Raw genomic sequence first — 18,137 nt, 5'->3', positions numbered from 1 at the left:
GTGGGACGTCCTCCTTCTCGCCGCATCGCGTCGTGTGGTGACATCATCGCGCATGCGCCGCGTCGGTAGCTACTCGGCCAGCCGTACGCCCGTCCGGAAACTGCTCCGGCAGCGCTTCGTCCACGCCCTCGGCCAGCAGTGCGTCGGCCTCGTCGGCGGCCGCCGCGACCGGCCGCAACCCGGCGGCTTCGCGCACGTTGCGCCACGAGCGACGGTGCTCGCTGCTCGGCCCGAGGCGGTGCAGCGCGGCGGTGTGCTCGGGCGTGTTGTAGCCCTTGTGGGCGGCGAAGCCGTAGCCGGGGAACCGCTGGTCCAGCTCGACCATGATGCGGTCCCTGGTGACCTTGGCGAGGATGCTGGCCGCCGCGATGCAGGCCGCCGCGCCGTCGCCCCCGATCACGGGCAGCGAGGGCACCGGGATACCGGGCACCCGGAATCCGTCGGTCAGCACGTATCCGGGAGTGCGCCCAAGCCCGGCCACGGCGCGACGCATCCCTTCGATATTGGCGACGTGGATGCCGATCGAGTCGATCTCCCAGGCCGGGATGACGACGACCTGGTAGGCGAGCGCCAGACGAACGATCACCGGATACAGCTCTTCGCGGGTCGCCTCGGTGAGCTTCTTGGAGTCGTCGAGGCCGGCCAGCTTGTCATACGCCTTCGGAGCGAGCAGGCACGCGGCCACCACGAGCGGTCCCGCACAGGGTCCGCGCCCTGCTTCGTCCACACCGGCGACCGGCCCGAGACCGCTGCGGATCAATGCCGCCTCGAGCGTGCGCAACCCTCCGGCCCTGCGCATCACCACGCGCGGCGGCCAACCGTTACCCACCGGCACTCGCCCTTGCCCCACCGTCCAATTATCCTGCGCGCCGCGTGCTCAGTTCACCTGGGGATTCTCCGAACGCACCGGGCCGATCCGGCCGGGCGGCCAGATCTTGAACACCGCCTTGCCGCGGACGTTCTCCACGGGAATGGTGCCCTGCAGTTCGTCGGTGATATGGGCGCGGGAGTCGGCCGACTGGTTGCGGTTGTCGCCCATCACCCACAGATGCCCCTCGGGCACCTTCACGGGCTTGAACTCGCGTCCGCCGCTCGCGTTGTACGGCTGGCCCGGAACGTAAGGGGCGAGGTAGCGGGCGTACGGCTCGTCCAGCGGCTTGCCGTCCACGATGACCCGGCCCTGCGGATCGCAACACTCCACGGTCTGGCCGCCGACCGCGATCACCCGCTTCACCAGATCGTTCTCATCGGGCGGCACCAGGCCGAAGAAGGAGAAGAAGTTCTGCACGCCGCGGACCGCGGGGTTGTCCGAACGGATCGACTGGTAGTGGGTGTTCCACGAGGGCGGCCCGACGAACACGACCACGTCGCCCGGTTGCGGATCGCCCCAGTAGTAGCTGAGCTTCTGCACGTAGATGCGGTCACCGGTGCATCCGGCGCATCCGTGCAACGTGGTTTCCATCGACTCGGACGGGATCACGTACGGCCGGCCGACGAAGGTGACCATCAGCGCGGCGATCACCGCGGCGATCACGATGAGAATCGGCAATTCCTGCCAGAACGGCCGCTGCTTCTTCTTCGGGCGCCGCTTGGCGCGACCTGCCCGCGTACCCTCGTCGCCCGATTCGGACACCGACACCGACCCACTTTCGTCTGCCACGCCGAACAGATTAGCCCGGCAGCGAAACCGTGGTCCGATGCCGGGCTGAGGAAAATCTGTTGTACCGAAAAGCTAACTCAGCGCTTTTCCTTGATCTTGGCGGCCTTGCCGCGCAGATCGCGCAGGTAGTACAGCTTGGCCCGGCGGACGTCACCGCGGGTCACGACATCGATGTGGTCGATGTTCGGGCTGTGCACCGGGAAGGTGCGCTCCACGCCGACACCGAACGACACCTTGCGGACCGTGAAGGTCTCGCGGATGCCACCACCCTGGCGGCGGATCACGACGCCCTTGAAGACCTGGATGCGCTCCTTCGAGCCTTCGATGACCTTCACGTGCACGTTCAGCGTGTCGCCCGGCCGGAAGTCGGGGACGTCGCTGCGCAGCGACTTCTCGTCGACGAAGTCAAGGGTGTTCATTTCCATCCTTCTGGTTTCGCGCGAACAGAGGACCCTGGCGGCACTGGACGTGCTCGGCCGGTTCATGCTCCGAATAAGGGGGTGCGCCGGGTCGACAACCACCCAGGGCAACCTGAGCATTGTGCCAGATCGGCGCGCCGCGGAAGAAATCGGGCCCTGCGACGGCGCCCTTTCACGCTACCCCCGGCGCGCCACGGTGCACGACCGCCGCCTGTTACCGACCGCGATGCCACGCGGGTCGCCCTCACTCCGCACAGCGGAACCTCGAGGGCGGGACAGCACGGCGGTTGCGAACTCGGCACGACGGCCTTCGGGCTGCCCCCTCTTCCGGCTCAGGACTCCGGCGGCAGTATCGGCGAGGCGAACACCTCTTCCAGCGGGGTCGGCCCCGTGTAGCGGCGACACTGGCAGCCCACCCATTCCCGCAGGCCGTGCGTGCCCTTACGGGAGATCTCGGCGTGACAATTGCCGGTAGCGCGGTCGTGCAGCGCCAGGTCGTGCCCGCAACCGCAGCGCGCGAGAAGGCGGCCCTTCGACCGGGCTCGGCGATGTCCGAACCGGCCGAAGGCCCAGCCGACACCGACGAGTCCGGCGCCGACCGCGAGACTCAGAGGATCCACCACGATCACAGTATACGTATACGCATAGCGCAGGGTAGGTCGAATCTCCGCCGAATGCGCCGCTCTCAGCGATTCTGTTCGCCGGAGATCGCGTCCTGGGCGGGCGGCGAGCCGGGCGTGTGTAGTGAAACGTGGTCGGCGTGCCAGAGCGAGTGGTGCCGGTGCGGGGCGGGCGGAGCGGGCACGACCGTGCGGGTGAGTTCCGCTTCCGCCGCCGTGCGGACGTGCTCGACGTCCGGTTTTCCCGCGACCAGGTCCTGCACGAAGATCTTCGCGCGGATGACCGGGCGGCGATAGCGCCGTTCGCGGACGATCGCCCGGTACCTCAGGCGCCTGCGGTCGGCGTAACGCCAGCGCGCCCACGGCGCACCCGGACGGCTCAACCGCAGCGCACCGACGACCAGCAGGGGCAGGAAGAACATGCCGAACAGGCCGGTCCAGATCTTCCCTTTGGCGATCACGATCGCCGCCAGAGCGAGATTGACGACCGCGAACGCGACGACGAAGGCGCGCACCTCGGTGCTCGGATCGCGCCGGAAATCGTTGATGTCCAGCATCCACAGCGGGTGGAAGCCCAGCAGCAGCAATCCCGTGACGGCGAGCGCGACGAAGACCGCGTCCACCGACGTGCGTCCCTGCTCCTCCCAGTACACGTCGCGCAGATAGAAGATCAGCGCGAACTCGTCGAGGACCAGCGCCGCGCCCACACCGAAGGAGGCGGCCAGGATGCTCGCCGTGGCCGTGTCGGCGCTCTGGTACTGGGCGACCATGCCGACGCCGGAGGCGAGCACCAGGATGACCCCGAACACCATGTGATGGATGTGCGTGTCACCGGCCCGCAGATTGCCCGGCCACCACCGCACCCGCGCCCGGATGAGCCGGACGCTGACGCGGATGAACAGGAATCCGACGATGAATCCGAGGAGGAAGCACAGCAACGGCAGCCGCCCTTGGGCGATCACGTCCTCGTGGAGCCACCGTCGCATGGCCGCTACTCCCTCCCGCGCACCGGACTACTGGCCGAAACCCGCCCTGCGCAGCGCATCCGCCATCGCGCCGCTCGGTGCGGGCGCGTTCCGGCGCTGGTTGCCGCCGCGCCCCTGTCCTTGATTGCGGTTCTGACCCTGTTGCCTGTTCTGACCATTCTGCCGCTGCCGCTGCTCGCCGCCTCCGGAGCGCCCACCCTGGTCGGATCGGCCGCCTTGACCGCGCTGCCGGTTGTCGCCGCCCTTGGCGGGTGTGCCCGGCTCGTCGTCCAGGCGCAGCGACAGGCCGATGCGCTGGCGTGCCACGTCCACCTCGAGCACCTTGACCTTGACCACGTCGCCGGACTTGACCACCTCGCGCGGATCCTTGACGAAGTTGTGCGACATGGCCGAGACGTGCACCAGACCGTCCTGGTGCACGCCCACGTCGACGAACGCGCCGAACGCGGCCACGTTGGTCACCACACCTTCGAGCACCATGCCCGGTTTCAGGTCGGCGACCTTCTCCACGCCCGCGGCGAACTCGGCGGTCTTGAACTCCGGACGCGGGTCGCGGCCCGGCTTCTCCAGCTCGGCGATGATGTCGGTGACGGTCGGGACACCGAAGCGCTCGTCGGTGAAATCGCCTGCGCGCAGCGAGCGCAGGACCGTGGTGTTCCCGATGACCTCGGCGATGCCGCGGCCGGTGGATTCGAGGATGCGCCGCACCACCGGATACGCCTCCGGGTGCACCGCGGAGGTATCCAGCGGATCGTCGCCGCCGCGGATCCGCAGGAAGCCCGCGCACTGCTCGAACGCCTTCGGGCCCAGGCGCGGGACGTCGAGCAGCGCGGTCCTGCTGCGGAAGGGGCCGTTCTGGTCCCGGTGCGCCACAATGCTCTCCGCCACCGACCCGGCGATGCCGGACACCCGCGACAGCAGCGGCACCGAGGCCGTGTTGACGTCGACGCCGACCGCGTTCACCGCGTCCTCGACCACCGCGCCCAGCGAGCGGGCCAGCAGCGATTCGGACACGTCGTGCTGGTACTGGCCGACGCCGATGGATTTCGGATCGATCTTCACCAGCTCGGCCAGCGGGTCCTGCAACCGCCGTGCGATCGACACCGCGCCGCGCAGTGAGACGTCGAGGTCGGGCAGCTCCTGCGAAGCGTAGGCCGAGGCGGAGTACACCGACGCGCCCGCCTCGGAGACCACGATCTTGGTGGGCTTGTTCTCCGGGATCCGCGAGATCAATTCCGCGGCAAGGGCATCGGTCTCGCGCGAGGCGGTGCCGTTGCCGATGGCGATGAGCTCCACGCCGAATCGGGCGACCAGCGCGCCCAGCACCGCAAGCGACTTCTCGGTCTGGCCCTGCGGCTTGTGCGGATAGATCACCTCGGTGGCGACGACCTTGCCGGTGGCGTCGACCACCGCGACCTTCACGCCGGTGCGGTAGCCCGGGTCCAGACCCATCGTCGTACGGGTGCCCGCGGGGGCGGCGAGCAGCAGGTCGCGCAGGTTCGCGGCGAACACGTCGACCGCGTCCTTCTCCGCGGCCTGCCGCAGTCGCATCCTGGTGTCGATGCCGAGGCTGACCTGCAGCTTGGTGCGCCAAGCCCAGCGCACGGTGTCCAGCAGCCAGGAATCGGCGGGGCGGCCCCGGTCGGCGATGCCGAAGCGCGTGGCGATGCGGCCCTCGTAGACGGTGCGTTCGCCCGGCTGCGGCTCCTCGGTGTCCGGCTCGAGGTGCAGCGTGAGCACCTCCTCCTTCTCGCCGCGCAGCAGCGCCAGGATGCGATGCGAGGGCAGCTTGTCGAACGGCTCGCTGAACTCGAAATAGTCGGCGAACTTCGCGCCCGCTTCTTCCTTGCCCGCCCGCACGGTCGAGGTGATCTGCCCGCGGTTCCACATCAGTTCGCGCAACTCGCCGACCAGGTCGGCGTCCTCGGCGAAGCGTTCGACGAGGATGGCGCGCGCGCCGTCGAGTTGCTCGGCGGTGTACTGCGCCGGATCGGTGTTCGGATCCTCGATCAGGGCATCGGCCACCGGCTCGTGCCCGGCCTCGCGCGCGATCTGCGCCTTCGTGCGCCGCTTCGGCTTGTACGGCAGGTAGATGTCCTCGAGCCGGGCCTTGGTCTCGGCGAGCAGGATCTGCCGGTGCAGGGCGTCGTCGAGTTTTCCTTGGCCGCGGATCGATTCGATGATCGAGGCGCGGCGTTCGTCGAGTTCGCGCAGATAGTGCAGACGTTCCTCGAGCACGCGCAGCTGCGCGTCGTCCAGTCCGCCGGTGACCTCCTTGCGGTACCGGGCGATGAACGGCACCGTCGAGCCCGCGTCGAGGAGCTCGACGGCGGCGCGCACCTGGGGCTCACGCACCGCGAGCTCCTCCGCGATACGACGGTTCACGCTGGCTGGGCCCGCGGTGTCGGAGCGTGGCACGGCGGGTGTGGACTCTGCACTGGCAGTCTCGGGCGCTGTCGTCACGTCGGAGACACTACAGTCGCCGCCTGACACGCGGTCCACGCCCAGGTGAACCCCGCCACCTCAACCCTCGCCGAGCCCGAGCAGCCGCCTGGACAGCTCCCGCATCTCCGCCTTGCGGATCTTGCCGGTGACCGTCATCGGGAATTCCTCGACCACGTGCACGTAGCGAGGAATCTTGAAGTGCGCCAGCTTGCCCGCGGCGAACTCACGCACGGCTGCGGCGTCCAACGGCGTTGCACCCTCGCGCATCCGGACCCAGGCCATCAGCTCCTCGCCGTACTTCGGGTCCGGTACGCCGATCACCTGCGCGTCCAGGATGTCGGGATGGGTGTAGAGGAATTCCTCGATCTCGCGGGGGTAGATGTTCTCACCGCCGCGGATGACCATGTCCTTGATCCGGCCGGTGACGGCCACGTAGCCCTCGGCGTCCATCACGCCGATGTCGCCGGTGTGCATCCAGCGGGCGGCATCGATGGCCTCGGCGGTCTTCTCCGGATCGTCCCAGTACCCGAGCATCACCGAGTAGCCACGCGTGCACAGCTCACCGGGTTCGCCGCGCGGCACCGTGAGACCGGTTGCGGGATCGACGATCTTGACCTCCAGGTGCGGCCCCACCCGGCCGACCGTCGCGGTGCGCCGGTCGATGCCGTCGTCGCGCCGGGTCTGGGTGCTGACCGGCGACGTCTCGGTCATGCCGTAGCAGATGCTCACCTCGCGCATACCCATCCGGCCGATCACTCGCTTCATCACCTCGACCGGGCACGGCGAGCCTGCCATGATCCCGGTGCGCAGCGTGGACAGATCCACAGCCGCCGTTTCCAGTTCGGCGAGCATGTCGATGAACATCGTCGGCACGCCGTAGAGCGAGGTGCAGCGCTCCGCCGCGACCGCGGCCAGCGTCGCCTTCGGATCGAACGACGGCGCCGGGATGACGATGGCCGCACCGTGGCTGGTGCTCGCGAGGTTGCCCATGACCATCCCGAAGCAGTGATAGAAGGGCGTCGGGACGCAGATCCGGTCCTGTTCGGTGTATCCGCACAACTCGCCGACGAAATATCCGTTGTTCAGGATGTTGTGATGGCTGAGCGTGGCGCCCTTAGGGAAACCCGTTGTGCCGGAGGTGTACTGGATGTTGATCGGGTCGTCGGCCGACAGCCGCGCACCCAGCGTGGCGAGCCGATCGGCGTCGATCGCGGTGCGAGTCAGCGCGTCCCACGCGGGCGTGCCCAGCACGAGCACCTCGGTCAGCGCCGGGCAATCCGGCCGGACCTGTTCGATCATCGCGACGTAGTCCGAAGACTTGAACCGCTCGGCCGCGATGAGCATCCGCACGCCCGCCTGGCGCAGCACGTACTCCAGTTCGCTGGTGCGGTAGGCGGGGTTGATGTTGACCAGGATCGCGCCGATCTTCGCCGTGGCGTATTGCACGAGGAACCATTCCGCGCAGTTCGGCGCCCAGATGCCGACCCGGTCGCCCTTGCCGATGCCCTGGCCGGCGAGTCCACAGGCCAGCGCGTCGACGGCGGCGCCGAGCGCACGGTAGGTCCAGCGCCGTCCGCTCGGCCGGTCCACCAGCGCTTCCCGATCCGGGAACGCCGCCACCGTGCGATCGAGATTGCCGCCGATGGTGTCGCCGAGCAGGGGGACGTCCGAGATACCGGAGGCGTAACTGGGGAGGGGCAGCGCGGCGGCCGAGGTCATCGGGCACCGCCCTGCCGCAGCACGAACCGCTGCACCTTGCCGCTGGGCGTCTTCGGCAGGCCGTCCACGAAGTGGACCTTGCGCGGATAGGCGTGCGCGGCGAACTTCCGCTTCACCAGGCTCTGCAACTCGGCTTCCAGCTCCGGACCGCCTTCCGCGCCGTCGCGCAGCACGACGAACGCCTCGAGCACTTCCCCGCGCAATTCGTCCGGCATGCCGACCACGGCCGCCTCCGCGACCTGCTCGTGCAGCACCAGCACACTCTCCACTTCGAACGGGCCGATGCGGTAGCCCGCCATGATGATCACGTCGTCGTCGCGGGAGGAGAAACGGAAGAAGCCGTCGGCGTCCTGCGAGCCCGCGTCGCCGGTCAGATACCAGCGGCCGTCTGCGGTGTAACGCTGCGCGGTACGTTCCGGGGCGTCGAGGTAGCCGAGGAACCACAGCAGCGGGCTGCGTTCGGTGTCGATCGCGACGCGCCCCAATTGCCCTGGCCGGGCGACGATGTCGGCGTCGTCGGCGAGCACGGCGCAGGTCCAGCCCGGCAACGAGCGCCCCATCGATCCCGCGGGAGTCTCGATGTCGAGGTCTTCGTGCCAGGCGTTGCAGATGACCATGCCGTGCTCGGTCTGGCCGTAGTGGTCGCGCACCGCGACACCCAGATATTCGACGGACCAGGCGACGACCTCCGGCGTCAGCGGCTCCCCAGCCGAGGAGGCGCGGCGCAGCCGGGAATGCACGGGCGGCGTGGTGCTGTCGGCGCGCAACGCGCGATAGACGGTCGGGGCGGCGGCGAAGTTCGTGACGCCGAAGGTGTCCAGCACCTGCCAGGTGAGCGGGGCGGAGAAACCCGCGTGCAGCAGGATGCTGCGGATACCGGTGGCCAGCGGGCCGAGGATGGCGTAGTAGAGGCCGTATGCCCAACCCGGGTCGGCGGCGTTCCAGAAGACGTCGTCGGGCCGGACGTCCAGCGCGAATTCCTGATAGACGTGGAACGAGGCGAGCGCGCGCAGCGGAATCGGGACGCCCTTGGGTGTGCCCGTGGTTCCGCTGGTGAACAGCTGGACCAGCAGTCCGTCGCCGCCGACCGTGACCGGACGGGCGTGCGGGTGGGTGGCCGAGTGGGCGTCGAGCAGGTCGTCGAACCGCAGTGCGCTCGCCGGGACCTCGGCGCCCACGACGATCAACCGCCAAGGCGGGTCGGCGGGCAGATCCGGTCCGGGCGCCAGCTTCGGCGCCTGGTCGGCATCGGCGACGACGACCGATGCCCGGCTCGCGGTCAACCGCAGGGCGATGGCGGGCGGCGCGAAGGCGGTGAACAGCGGCACGTGCACCGCGCCGCGCCGCCAGATGCCGAGCAACGCCACCACCAGGTCGGCCGACTTCGCCATCAGCGTGGCGACTCGGTCGCCGGGCTCGACGCCGAGCCCGGCGAGCGCGGCGGCAAACCGGGCGGAGCGTTCGCGCAGTTCGCCGTAGGTGAGGTCGGTCGAGGACAGGTCGGCCTCGACGATCGTGAAGGCGACCCGGTCGGCCGGGTGCCGGTCGCACAGCAGGTCCGCCGCCGACGCGTCGGCGCGGTCGTAACAGTCCAGCAGTTCGCGCACCCGCTGATTCGGATCGGTGCCCATCTTCGGTTCTCCTCGTTCTGTGATCCAGCGCAACCCGGGTGTGCAATAGGATGTGGGTCACATCCCGCCGCCCACTACCCCCGAAAAGGGGTGAGTCCCGTGACCCACACCGCTCTGCTGCGCCCGCGCGACAGCGATGCTCTGCGTGCCGAGATCCGCTGGGTGGCGAGCACCGCGGGCGTGCCGGTGGCGTTCGGTGGCGAGGTGCACGGCGACGCGCTGTTGCTCTCCGAATTCGTCGGCACGCTGACCAACGGCCTGCGCGGCCTGGCCGTCGTGCGGACCTCGGGACTGGGCGGCCGCGTGATGGATTCCGGGCGGCCCGCCGCGGTCTCGGACTATCGCCGCGCCTCCTCGATCACCCACGACTACGACGGGCCGGTCGCGGGCGAGGGCATCCGCTCCGTGCTGGCCGTGCCCGTGGTGGTGGACCGCCGCTCCCGCGCGGTGCTCTACGCCGCGACGCGTGGGGCGAGCCCGCTGGGCGACCGCACCGCGGATCTCGTCGTCCAGGCCGGTCGCCGCCTGGCCACTGAGATCGCCGTGCGCGACGAGGTCGACCGCAGGCTGCGGATGCTGGAGGCGGCCGCGCCGTCTCCTTCGGCGGCCCCGGCGATCACCGAGGAACTGCGCGACATCCACGCCGAACTGCGCGACATGGCGCGCTCGGCCGACGACGACCGCTTGCGCGGACGCCTGCACGCGGTGTGCGAGCGACTCACCCGGGTCCTCACCGGCGAGCCGCACCCCGATCGCCCGAAACTGTCCCGCCGCGAACTCGACGTGCTCTCCCAGATCGCCCTGGGCTGCACCAATCAGGAAGCGGCGCAACGCCTTTCACTCGGACCGGAAACCGTGAAGAGCTATCTGCGCAACGCGATGGTCAAACTCGACGCCCACTCCCGGCACGAGGCGGTGGTGGCCGCCCGCCGCCACGGCCTGCTGCCGTGAGACGTGATGGTCCCCGGCACGACGCCGGACGGAGATAGGCGAGCAGGTCGGCGGCGTCGGCTCGGCCTCGCCCTTCGCGGCGAGGCGGCCGGATCGGCGGCGCCCTGCGCAAGGCCGGGAGCCGGAAGGTCCCCCGCGGTCTGGCATCGGGCGACGACGTCGACCAACGCGTCCTACGCCGCATGGGCGGCCGCGTCGAGTTCGGAGGAGTCGATCGTCCGCGCGCCGGAAACCAACTCGAAGCGAGCCGGATGGGACAGCGCGCCGCACCGCACGGCTACGAGACGATATGTGGCCCTCGGGCTGGGAGCGAGGCGAATCCGGTCTATCGCCCGGGTCCGGCCTCGTCCTGGGCCGCCAGCAGGTCGGGGCGGCGTTCGCGGGTGCGGGCGAGGGATTGCTCCCGCCGCCAGGCCGCGACTTTCGCGTGGTCACCGGACAGCAGGATCGGCGGGACGTCGAGGCCGCGCCAGGAGACCGGGCGGGTGTAGCTGGGGCCTTCGAGCAGCCCGTCGGAGAACGAATCTTCTTGATGGGATTGCTGATTGCCGAGCACGCCCGGCAGCAGCCGGACCACGGCCTCGGTCATCACCAGTACGGCTGCCTCGCCGCCGATCAGCACGTAGTCGCCGATGCTGACCTCCTCGACCCGCACGCGGCGGGCGGCGTCATCGAAGACGCGCTGGTCGATGCCCTCGTAGCGGCCGCAGGCGAAGACCAGATGCCGCTCGGCGGCCCAGCGGTGCGCGGTCGACTGCGTGAACGGCACTCCGGCCGGGGTGGGGACCACGAGTAGTGCGTCGTCGGGGCAGACCTCGTCGAGCGCGGCGCCCCACACGGTCGGCTTCATGACCATGCCCGGCCCACCTCCGTAGGGGGCGTCGTCGACGGACTTGTGCACGTCATGCGTCCAGCGGCGCAGGTCGTGCACCGTGAGCGAGATCAGTCCCTTGTCGATCGCCTTCCCGAGCAGCGCCGTGCGCAGCGGCTCCAGGTATTCCGGGAAGATCGTGACGACGTCGAGTTTCATGCCTGTCTCCTCTCGCCGCCGGGCCGCGTCGCACCGGCCGGGCGCGCGACGCGGGAGCGAATTCCGCACCGCCTCATTCCGGGTCGAGCAGGCCCTCGGGCGGATCGATCACGATCACACCCTCGGCGAGGGACACCGTCGGCACGATCGCGGTGACGAACGGGATCAGGATCTCCCGCCCATCGTCGGCGGCACGCACCTCGAGCAGCTCACCGGCAGCGGAGTGCAGCACTTCGCGCACGGATCCGACCACCGTGCCGTCGGCGAGCCGGACCTCCAGCCCCTCCAACTCGTGGTCGTAGAACTCGTCCGGGTCCTCGGACGGCGGGAGCTCGGCGCTGTCGACCACGAACAGCATCCCGCGCAGCGCGTCGGACGCCGTGCGGTCGGTCACGCCGGCCAGGAACACCAGAAGTCGGCCCGAGTGCTCCCGGGCCGACTCCACGGTGAATTCGCGGACCTCCGCCGCTCGCGGCAGCCGGCCGCGCAACCTGGTGCCCGGCGCGAAACGCGCCTCTGGCTCGTCGGTGCGCACCTCGACGACGAGTTCGCCGCGCACACCGTGCGACTTGGCGACCCGTCCGACGACGAGTTCCATCTACTGGTCGGTGTCGACCACGTCGACCCGGATGCCCCGGCCGCCGATACCGGCGACGAGGGTGCGCAGCGCGGTCGCGGTGCGTCCGCCGCGGCCGATCACTTTGCCCAGGTCATCGGGATGAACGTGCACCTCGACGGTGCGCCCGCGGCGGCCGGTGATCAGCTCGACGCGGACGTCATCGGGATTGGCGACGATGCCGCGCACCAAGTGCTCGACGGCATCGGCGACGACGGCGCTCACTGCTCCATCACCTCGAGACGCGACTCACCCGTCGTCCGGGCCGGTCCATGGGCGGCGGGGGACATTACTCGGCGGCCTCAGCGGACTCGGCGCCATCTTCGGCGTCCTTCTTGCCCTTCTTCTTGGGCGTGACGGCCTCGGCGACCGGCTCGTTGTCGGCGGCGGCCAGCGCGGCGTTGAACAGGTCCAGCTTCGACGGCTTGGCCGGCTTGACCTTCAGGGTGCCCTCGGCGCCGTCGATGCCCTTGAACTTCTGCCAGTCGCCGGTGATCTTCAGCAGCTGCAGGACCGGCTCGGTCGGCTGCGCGCCCACGCCAAGCCAGTACTGCGCGCGCTCGGAGTCGATCTCGATCAGCGAGGGCTCTTCCTTCGGGTGGTACTTGCCGATGGACTCGATGGCCCGGCCGTCGCGGCGGGTGCGGGCGTCGGCGACGACGACGCGGTACTGCGGGTTGCGGATCTTGCCCATGCGGGTGAGCTTGATGCGAACAGCCACTGCTGATCTGCCTTTCGTTGGTTGGTCACGACGCAATTCGGCGACCCGCATGGTCTGCGAGCCCGGTTTTGCGCTTTCGAGTGTGTGACCGCCGCGCGGTACGGAACCGGAGACGGGCTGACACTTGTCCGGAAGGACGGTGGTCCATTGTGCCAGACCGGACGATCACGCCAGAAATCGCGTCCCGTGTTCACGAACCGGCGCCCGCCCGCCACAACACCTCCGGCACTACCCCGGAGCGACGGCGGTGAGCGCTCGCGTGGGCACCCAGGGGCCGCCCCACCACATCCGCCACCCCACCGGGCGCAGGGTGAGGGCGGTCGCGCCATCGGCCGCCAGGACGGCGCGATATTCCCGGGTCTTGCCGATGTCGACGATGACCAATTTGCCGCCGGGACGCAGCACACGGCACGCCTCCCGGACCGCCGCCGCGCGACCCTCCGCGGTCCGGATGTTGTGGATCGCCAGGCTGGAGACGACGACGTCGAACACGTCGTCCGGGAACGGCATGCGGGTCATGTCGCCGGTGCGCAGCTCGATCCGGTCGGCGACGTTCTCGGCGAGCGCGTTCTGTTCGGCGGTGGCCGGGGTGTTCCCGCAGTTGTCGGCCGAGCACCACAGGTCCAGACCCACGGCGCGCCCGGCGGGCAGGCGGCGCGCCGCGGCCAGCAACACCGCCCCGCGGCCGCACCCCATATCGAGTAGTCGTTCGTCGCCGCGCAGGTCCAGGTCGTCGAGCAAGCCCGCCCAGACCTGGAACTTGCCCCGTCGGGTCGCGTGCAGGAACAACGCGAACTGCGCGGCCAGCACGACGCCGATCAGCAGGAGCAGCAGACTCGGACGCAGTTGCTGGAACAGCGCCACCACCAGGGCGGCGGCGAGATACCCGACCGCGAGAACTCCCAGCAACAGCAGCACCGACGGCGCGTCGACACCGTACGACGCGCGCCACGGAGGGGCTATCATCGGCCGATTGTATCCGGCGCCAACGGCATTCGCGCCCGGTTCGCGCTTGTCAGCGCACCAGCGGAGCAAAGGTGCGTCCGGCGAGTTCGACCGCGCCCCGCTCGTGCCCGTTGAACACCATGTTGATGATCAGGCCATCGACTCCGTGGTCGAGAACGCGGGTCCGCAGCTGTTCGGCAACTTCGTCCGGGGTGCCGACGAACTGACGGTCGGCCGGGCTCTGCGCGCGCTCCGCGTCCGAGAGCGACGACAGGTCGATACCCATGCGGCTCAGGTAATCGCGCTGCTGCTTGCGCACCAGATCGCCGTCCTCGTCCATCATCACGAAGCACAGGTAGCTGGTCTCCAGAGTTTGCGGATCCCGGCCGACCTCGGCGCAGCGTGCTCGCAGCGCCTCGATCTTGCGCGGCAGTTCGGAGGCGTTGCAGATGATGTTGAGATGGTCGGCGAAGCGGGCGGCCAGGCCGAAGGTCTTCTTCTCGCCGCTGCCGCCGAGCAGGATCGGCAGGTCGTCGCGCACGCGCGGCTCGTTCATGGCGTTCTCGACCCGGTACCACTTGCCCTCGAAGGTGGGCCGCTCGCCGCGCAGCATCGGCTGGATGATGTGCAGCGCCTCGTCGAGCCGCTCGAAGCGGTCGGTGAACGTGCCGAATTCGTACCCGAGGGAGCGGTGCTCGAGTTCGAACCAGCCCGCGCCGATGCCGAGCACCGCGCGGCCGCCGCTGGCCACGTCGAGCGTGGTGACGGTCTTGGCGAGCATGGCCGGGTTGCGATAGGTGTTGCCGGTGACCAACGCCGACAACTGGATTCGCTCCGTCGCCGTGGCCAGGCCGCCGAGCGTGGTGTAAGCCTCGAGCATCGGCTCGTCGGGCGTGCCGATGCCCGGCAGCTGATAGAAGTGGTCCATGACGAAGGCCGTGTCGAAGCCGGCGGCTTCGGCCTCTCTGGCCTGCGCGACAACCGTGGGGAACAGCTCGCGCACCGACTTGCCGTAGCTGAAGTTGGGCATCTGATATCCGAGGCGAATCGTCACGGAATCCGACCTTACGCCCCGTTCGCGAACGCGCGGGTGAGCCCGGGTGACGAGTTATCGATGCCCGGTGACCGGACCGCGTTCGCCGTACACCCGCCCGCGCAGGACGACGGCGTAAGGCGTACCGAGCGTTTCCGGGTGAATGCGCGGATCCTGCTCGTAGACAACGAAATCCGCGGGCGCGCCGGGTTCGATGCCGGGGCGCCCAAGCCAGTCGCGTGCGTTCCATGAGGCCGCGCCGAGCGCGTCGTGCCGGGACAGGCCCGCGGCGGCGAGCGCTGCGATCTCGTCGGCGATGCGCCCGTGGCGGATGGAGCCGCCCGCGTCGGTGCCCGCGAAGATCGGTACGCCCGCTTCATGCGCGGCGGCGACCGTGCCGCGCACCCGCCGGTGCAACTCGCGCATGTGCGCGGCGTAGACCGGGAACTTGCCTGCGCCGTCGGCAATGCCCGGGAAGGTGTCGATGTTCACCAGGGTGGGGACCAGCGCGGTGCCGTGTTCGACCATCATCTCGATGGTCTCGTCGGTGAGGCCGGTGCCGTGCTCCAGGCAATCGATACCGGCGTTGATCAGGCCGGGTAGCGCGTCCTCCCCGAAGACGTGCGCGGTGACCCGCGCGCCGTTGGCATGCGCGGCGTCGATGGCCTCTTTCAGGATCGCGTCGCTCCACAGCGGGCGCAGGTCGCCGACGGAGCGGTCGATCCAATCGCCGACGATCTTCACCCAGCCGTCGCCGCGGCGGGCCTGCTCGGCCACGATCTCCGGCAGGTCGCGTTCGTCGTCGAGTTCGATGCCCAGTTCGCGGATGTAGCGCTTCGGGCGGGCGATGTGGCGGCCCGCGCGGATGATTCGGGGCAGTTCCTCGTGGTCATCGATGAACCGGGTGTCGATGGGCGAGCCCGCGTCGCGCAGCAGCAGGGCCCCGGCGTCGCGTTCGGTCTCGGCCTGCGCGATCGCGCCCGCTCGGTCCTCATGACCCCCGCCGTACCGGATCCCGACGTGGCAGTGGGCGTCGACCAATCCCGGCACGATCCACCCCGAGTCGCAGAGCGTTTCGGCTCCGGGCACCGGCTCGAACGACACCAGGCCGTCGCGCACCCAGAGGTCGCGCACCTCGCCTTCGGGCAGAACCACACCGCGTAGATGCACAGTGACCTCCTGAACTCGTCGGCCTCCAACCTACTGTCCGATTCCCCGATCGGTCCTCCGAGTGAGGCTCGGCCGCGAAGGCCGTCCGGCTTTCCCGCGCGCGCCGCATGACCGAGCCGCGAAGCAGAGCGCGGCGCGACACGGACCGGCGCCGCCCACGAAGAGCGCGGGCGGCGCGAGTGTCCTACTTCTTCGGGAACTTCAGCTTGCTGAGGTCGAATCCTTCCAACCCGGGCGGCAGCTGGTCGAGACCGGCGGGCATGTTGGACAGGTCGGGCATCCCGGCGGGCATGCCGCCCATCCCCGGGAAGCCGCCGCGTACCTTCGGCGGCGTGGGGCCACGACCGCCCTTCTTGCCCTTCTTGCCCTTCTTCGCGTTGCCGCGGCGGGAGCCGGGCAGGCCCATCTGGCGGCCCATCATCGCCATCATCTTCTTGGCCTCGAAGAAGCGGTCGACGAGCTGGTTGACCTCGGAGACCTGGACTCCGGAACCGTTGGCGATGCGCAGGCGGCGCGAGGCGTTGATGATCTTCGGGTTGGCCCGTTCGGCCGGGGTCATGCCGCGGATGATCGCCTGCACGCGGTCGAGCTGCTTGTCGTCGACCTGGGCGAGCACGTCCTTCATCTGACCGGCGCCCGGCAGCATGCCGAGCAGGTTGCCGATCGGGCCCATCTTGCGGATGGCCAGCATCTGGTCGAGGAAGTCCTCGAGCGTCAGCTCGCCGCTGCCGATCTTACGGGCGGCCTCCTCGGCCTGCTTGGCGTCGTAGACCTGTTCGGCCTGCTCGATCAGGGTGAGCACGTCACCCATGCCGAGGATGCGGCTGGCCATGCGATCCGGGTGGAAGACGTCGAAGTCCTCGAGCTTCTCACCGGTCGAGGCGAACAGGATCGGCACACCGGTGACCTCGCGGACACTCAGCGCCGCACCGCCGCGGGCGTCGCCGTCGAGTTTGGTGAGCACGACGCCGGTGAAGCCGACGCCGTCGCGGAACGCCTCGGCGGTGTTGACCGCGTCCTGGCCGATCATCGCGTCGAGGACGAACAGAGTCTCGTCCGGTTGCACGGCGTCGCGGATGCCCGCCGCCTGGCGCATCAGCTCCTCGTCGATACCGAGACGGCCCGCGGTGTCGACGATGACGACGTCGTACTGCTTCTGCCGAGCCTCCTCGACGCCGCCGCGCGCCACGTTCACCGGATCGGCGGCCGAGATGCCCAGCGGGTTCTCCCCGCCGCCGACGGACGTGCCGGGGTGCGGCGCGTAGACGGGTACGCCCGCACGCTCGCCGACCACTTGCAGCTGGGTGACGGCGCCGGGACGCTGCAGGTCACACGCCACCAGCAGTGGCTGGTGGCCTTGCCCCTTCAGCAGTTTCGCCAGCTTGCCCGCGAGCGTGGTCTTACCGGAACCCTGCAGACCGGCCAGCATGACCACGGTCGGCGGGTTCTTGGCCAGGTTCAGCCGCCTGGTCTCGCCGCCGAGGATGCCGATCAGTTCCTCGTTGACGATCTTCACGACCTGCTGCGCCGGGTTCAGCGCCGCGCTGACCTCGGCGCCCTTGGCGCGCTCCTTGATCCGCCCGATGAATCCGCGGACCACGGGCAGCGCGACGTCGGCCTCCAGCAGGGCCAGGCGGATCTCGCGGCAGGTGGCGTCGATGTCGGCCGGTGACAGACGCCCCTTACCGCGCAGATCCTTGAGGGCACCGGTAAGCCGGTCGGACAGGGATTCGAACACCGATCGCGCTCCTGATCTCGGGGGACGTCACATTCTCTCCCAGGGTAATGGGATCGCCCGCATGTTCGCGCAGGCGGTGCGTCCTTCCGCGCGGAGCGAGGCCGCTAGTCGAGCACGCGACGGCGCGGCTTGGCCGTTTTGCGGTAGTCGTGATTCTCCTCGGCCACCATGAAGACCGCCTCGTTGGCGGTCAGGCCCAGCTGCAGGGCCAGGCCGTCGAGGACGGCCCACTCCGCCGTGCTCGGGATGGGCGAGGTGGCGACGGTCGAGGCGATCGTCATCGCGGTCACCGCCTGTCGCCCGGTCAGGGTGCGACCCGGAAGCCAGGAGACCACCCAGCGGTCGCCGCCGACGCAGCGTGCCATGTGCGTGGTCTCGTCACTCGTCATCGTGGACGCCGAAACGACTTCAATTGCCACCGACCTGCTCCCCTCGTGCTCGCGATAGCCAGAC

At 69.6% G+C, this 18,137-nt stretch carries 18 protein-coding genes; 1 reads left to right on the top strand and 17 read right to left on the bottom strand.

Going from position 1 to position 18,137, the window contains the following annotated elements; genetic code table 11:
* Window positions 1-43: 43 nt before the first annotated feature.
* The 8 genes from QMG86_RS07535 to QMG86_RS07500 form a co-directional block, all read right to left on the bottom strand.
* Entirely contained in the window at window positions 44-829 is a 786-nt protein-coding gene (locus QMG86_RS07535; protein ID WP_281880827.1) for a ribonuclease HII, read from the bottom strand.
* Window positions 830-877: 48 nt separating this feature from the next.
* The gene (lepB, locus tag QMG86_RS07530) at window positions 878-1,660 is read right to left on the bottom strand and encodes a signal peptidase I (RefSeq protein ID WP_434085554.1); all 783 of its coding nucleotides are present in this window, start codon (window positions 1,658-1,660) and stop codon (window positions 878-880) included.
* A gap of 77 nt (window positions 1,661-1,737) precedes the next feature.
* On the bottom strand, window positions 1,738-2,079 hold the full coding sequence (gene rplS, locus QMG86_RS07525; RefSeq protein WP_011210681.1) for a 50S ribosomal protein L19: 342 nt from the start codon (window positions 2,077-2,079) through the stop codon (window positions 1,738-1,740).
* A gap of 332 nt (window positions 2,080-2,411) precedes the next feature.
* Window positions 2,412-2,702, bottom strand: coding sequence for a hypothetical protein (locus QMG86_RS07520; RefSeq protein WP_281878517.1), 291 nt, complete (start codon window positions 2,700-2,702; stop codon window positions 2,412-2,414).
* Window positions 2,703-2,764: 62 nt separating this feature from the next.
* Window positions 2,765-3,685 (bottom strand): hypothetical protein, encoded by a 921-nt coding sequence (locus tag QMG86_RS07515; RefSeq protein WP_281878515.1) that lies wholly within the window; start codon window positions 3,683-3,685, stop codon window positions 2,765-2,767.
* A gap of 27 nt (window positions 3,686-3,712) precedes the next feature.
* Window positions 3,713-6,103: a Tex family protein gene (locus tag QMG86_RS07510; protein WP_281880825.1), complete on the bottom strand. Its 2,391-nt coding sequence runs from the start codon at window positions 6,101-6,103 to the stop codon at window positions 3,713-3,715.
* Window positions 6,104-6,208: 105 nt separating this feature from the next.
* On the bottom strand, window positions 6,209-7,849 hold the full coding sequence (locus tag QMG86_RS07505) for an AMP-binding protein (RefSeq protein WP_281878512.1): 1,641 nt from the start codon (window positions 7,847-7,849) through the stop codon (window positions 6,209-6,211).
* Window positions 7,846-9,480 carry an AMP-binding protein gene (locus QMG86_RS07500; protein WP_281878511.1) on the bottom strand — a complete coding sequence of 545 codons (1,635 nt, stop codon included), beginning with the start codon at window positions 9,478-9,480 and terminating at the stop codon, window positions 7,846-7,848. Before QMG86_RS07500 ends, QMG86_RS07505 begins: the two co-directional genes overlap by 4 nt.
* Window positions 9,481-9,579: 99 nt before the next feature.
* Here QMG86_RS07500 and QMG86_RS07495 point away from each other — a divergent pair, with 99 nt between their 5' ends.
* The gene (locus QMG86_RS07495; protein ID WP_281878510.1) at window positions 9,580-10,431 is read left to right on the top strand and encodes a helix-turn-helix transcriptional regulator; all 852 of its coding nucleotides are present in this window, start codon (window positions 9,580-9,582) and stop codon (window positions 10,429-10,431) included.
* A gap of 325 nt (window positions 10,432-10,756) precedes the next feature.
* Here the strand turns inward: QMG86_RS07495 and trmD are convergent, their stop codons facing one another.
* From trmD to QMG86_RS07450, 9 genes are all read right to left on the bottom strand, one after another.
* Complete coding sequence (gene trmD, locus QMG86_RS07490; RefSeq protein WP_159838754.1) at window positions 10,757-11,461, bottom strand: tRNA (guanosine(37)-N1)-methyltransferase TrmD; 705 nt, start codon at window positions 11,459-11,461, stop codon at window positions 10,757-10,759.
* A gap of 73 nt (window positions 11,462-11,534) precedes the next feature.
* A complete protein-coding gene (gene rimM, locus QMG86_RS07485) occupies window positions 11,535-12,059 on the bottom strand; it encodes a ribosome maturation factor RimM (protein WP_281878509.1) in 525 nt (174 codons plus the stop codon).
* The gene (locus tag QMG86_RS07480; protein ID WP_011210690.1) at window positions 12,060-12,302 is read right to left on the bottom strand and encodes an RNA-binding protein; all 243 of its coding nucleotides are present in this window, start codon (window positions 12,300-12,302) and stop codon (window positions 12,060-12,062) included.
* 64 nt (window positions 12,303-12,366) lie between these two features.
* The gene (gene rpsP / locus QMG86_RS07475) at window positions 12,367-12,798 is read right to left on the bottom strand and encodes a 30S ribosomal protein S16 (protein ID WP_281878507.1); all 432 of its coding nucleotides are present in this window, start codon (window positions 12,796-12,798) and stop codon (window positions 12,367-12,369) included.
* 228 nt (window positions 12,799-13,026) lie between these two features.
* On the bottom strand, window positions 13,027-13,764 hold the full coding sequence (locus QMG86_RS07470) for a class I SAM-dependent methyltransferase (RefSeq protein WP_281878506.1): 738 nt from the start codon (window positions 13,762-13,764) through the stop codon (window positions 13,027-13,029).
* A gap of 49 nt (window positions 13,765-13,813) precedes the next feature.
* A complete protein-coding gene (locus tag QMG86_RS07465; RefSeq protein ID WP_281878504.1) occupies window positions 13,814-14,797 on the bottom strand; it encodes an LLM class F420-dependent oxidoreductase in 984 nt (327 codons plus the stop codon).
* 54 nt (window positions 14,798-14,851) lie between these two features.
* Window positions 14,852-15,946 (bottom strand): amidohydrolase family protein, encoded by a 1,095-nt coding sequence (locus QMG86_RS07460; RefSeq protein ID WP_281878502.1) that lies wholly within the window; start codon window positions 15,944-15,946, stop codon window positions 14,852-14,854.
* Window positions 15,947-16,130: 184 nt separating this feature from the next.
* The gene (gene ffh, locus QMG86_RS07455) at window positions 16,131-17,684 is read right to left on the bottom strand and encodes a signal recognition particle protein (protein WP_281878501.1); all 1,554 of its coding nucleotides are present in this window, start codon (window positions 17,682-17,684) and stop codon (window positions 16,131-16,133) included.
* 104 nt (window positions 17,685-17,788) lie between these two features.
* Window positions 17,789-18,103 (bottom strand): hypothetical protein, encoded by a 315-nt coding sequence (locus QMG86_RS07450; RefSeq protein ID WP_236566590.1) that lies wholly within the window; start codon window positions 18,101-18,103, stop codon window positions 17,789-17,791.
* Window positions 18,104-18,137: the final 34 nt, after the last annotated feature.

The organism is Nocardia sputorum, assembly GCF_027924405.1.
Classification (GTDB): Bacteria; Actinomycetota; Actinomycetes; order Mycobacteriales; family Mycobacteriaceae; genus Nocardia; species Nocardia sputorum.
This window is presented reverse-complemented; position numbering and strand designations above follow the sequence as displayed.

Bases quoted from the DNA above. Each gene is read 5' to 3' on its own strand.
- rplS (WP_011210681.1), bottom strand. From the start codon at position 2,079: ATGAACACCCTTGACTTCGTCGACGAGAAGTCGCTGCGCAGCGACGTC.
- QMG86_RS07515 (WP_281878515.1), bottom strand. From the start codon at position 3,685: ATGCGACGGTGGCTCCACGAGGACGTGATCGCCCAAGGGCGGCTGCCG.
- QMG86_RS07505 (WP_281878512.1), bottom strand. From the start codon at position 7,849: ATGACCTCGGCCGCCGCGCTGCCCCTCCCCAGTTACGCCTCCGGTATC.
- QMG86_RS07500 (WP_281878511.1), bottom strand. From the start codon at position 9,480: ATGGGCACCGATCCGAATCAGCGGGTGCGCGAACTGCTGGACTGTTAC.
- trmD (WP_159838754.1), bottom strand. From the start codon at position 11,461: ATGAAACTCGACGTCGTCACGATCTTCCCGGAATACCTGGAGCCGCTG.
- rimM (WP_281878509.1), bottom strand. From the start codon at position 12,059: ATGGAACTCGTCGTCGGACGGGTCGCCAAGTCGCACGGTGTGCGCGGC.
- QMG86_RS07470 (WP_281878506.1), bottom strand. From the start codon at position 13,764: ATGATAGCCCCTCCGTGGCGCGCGTCGTACGGTGTCGACGCGCCGTCG.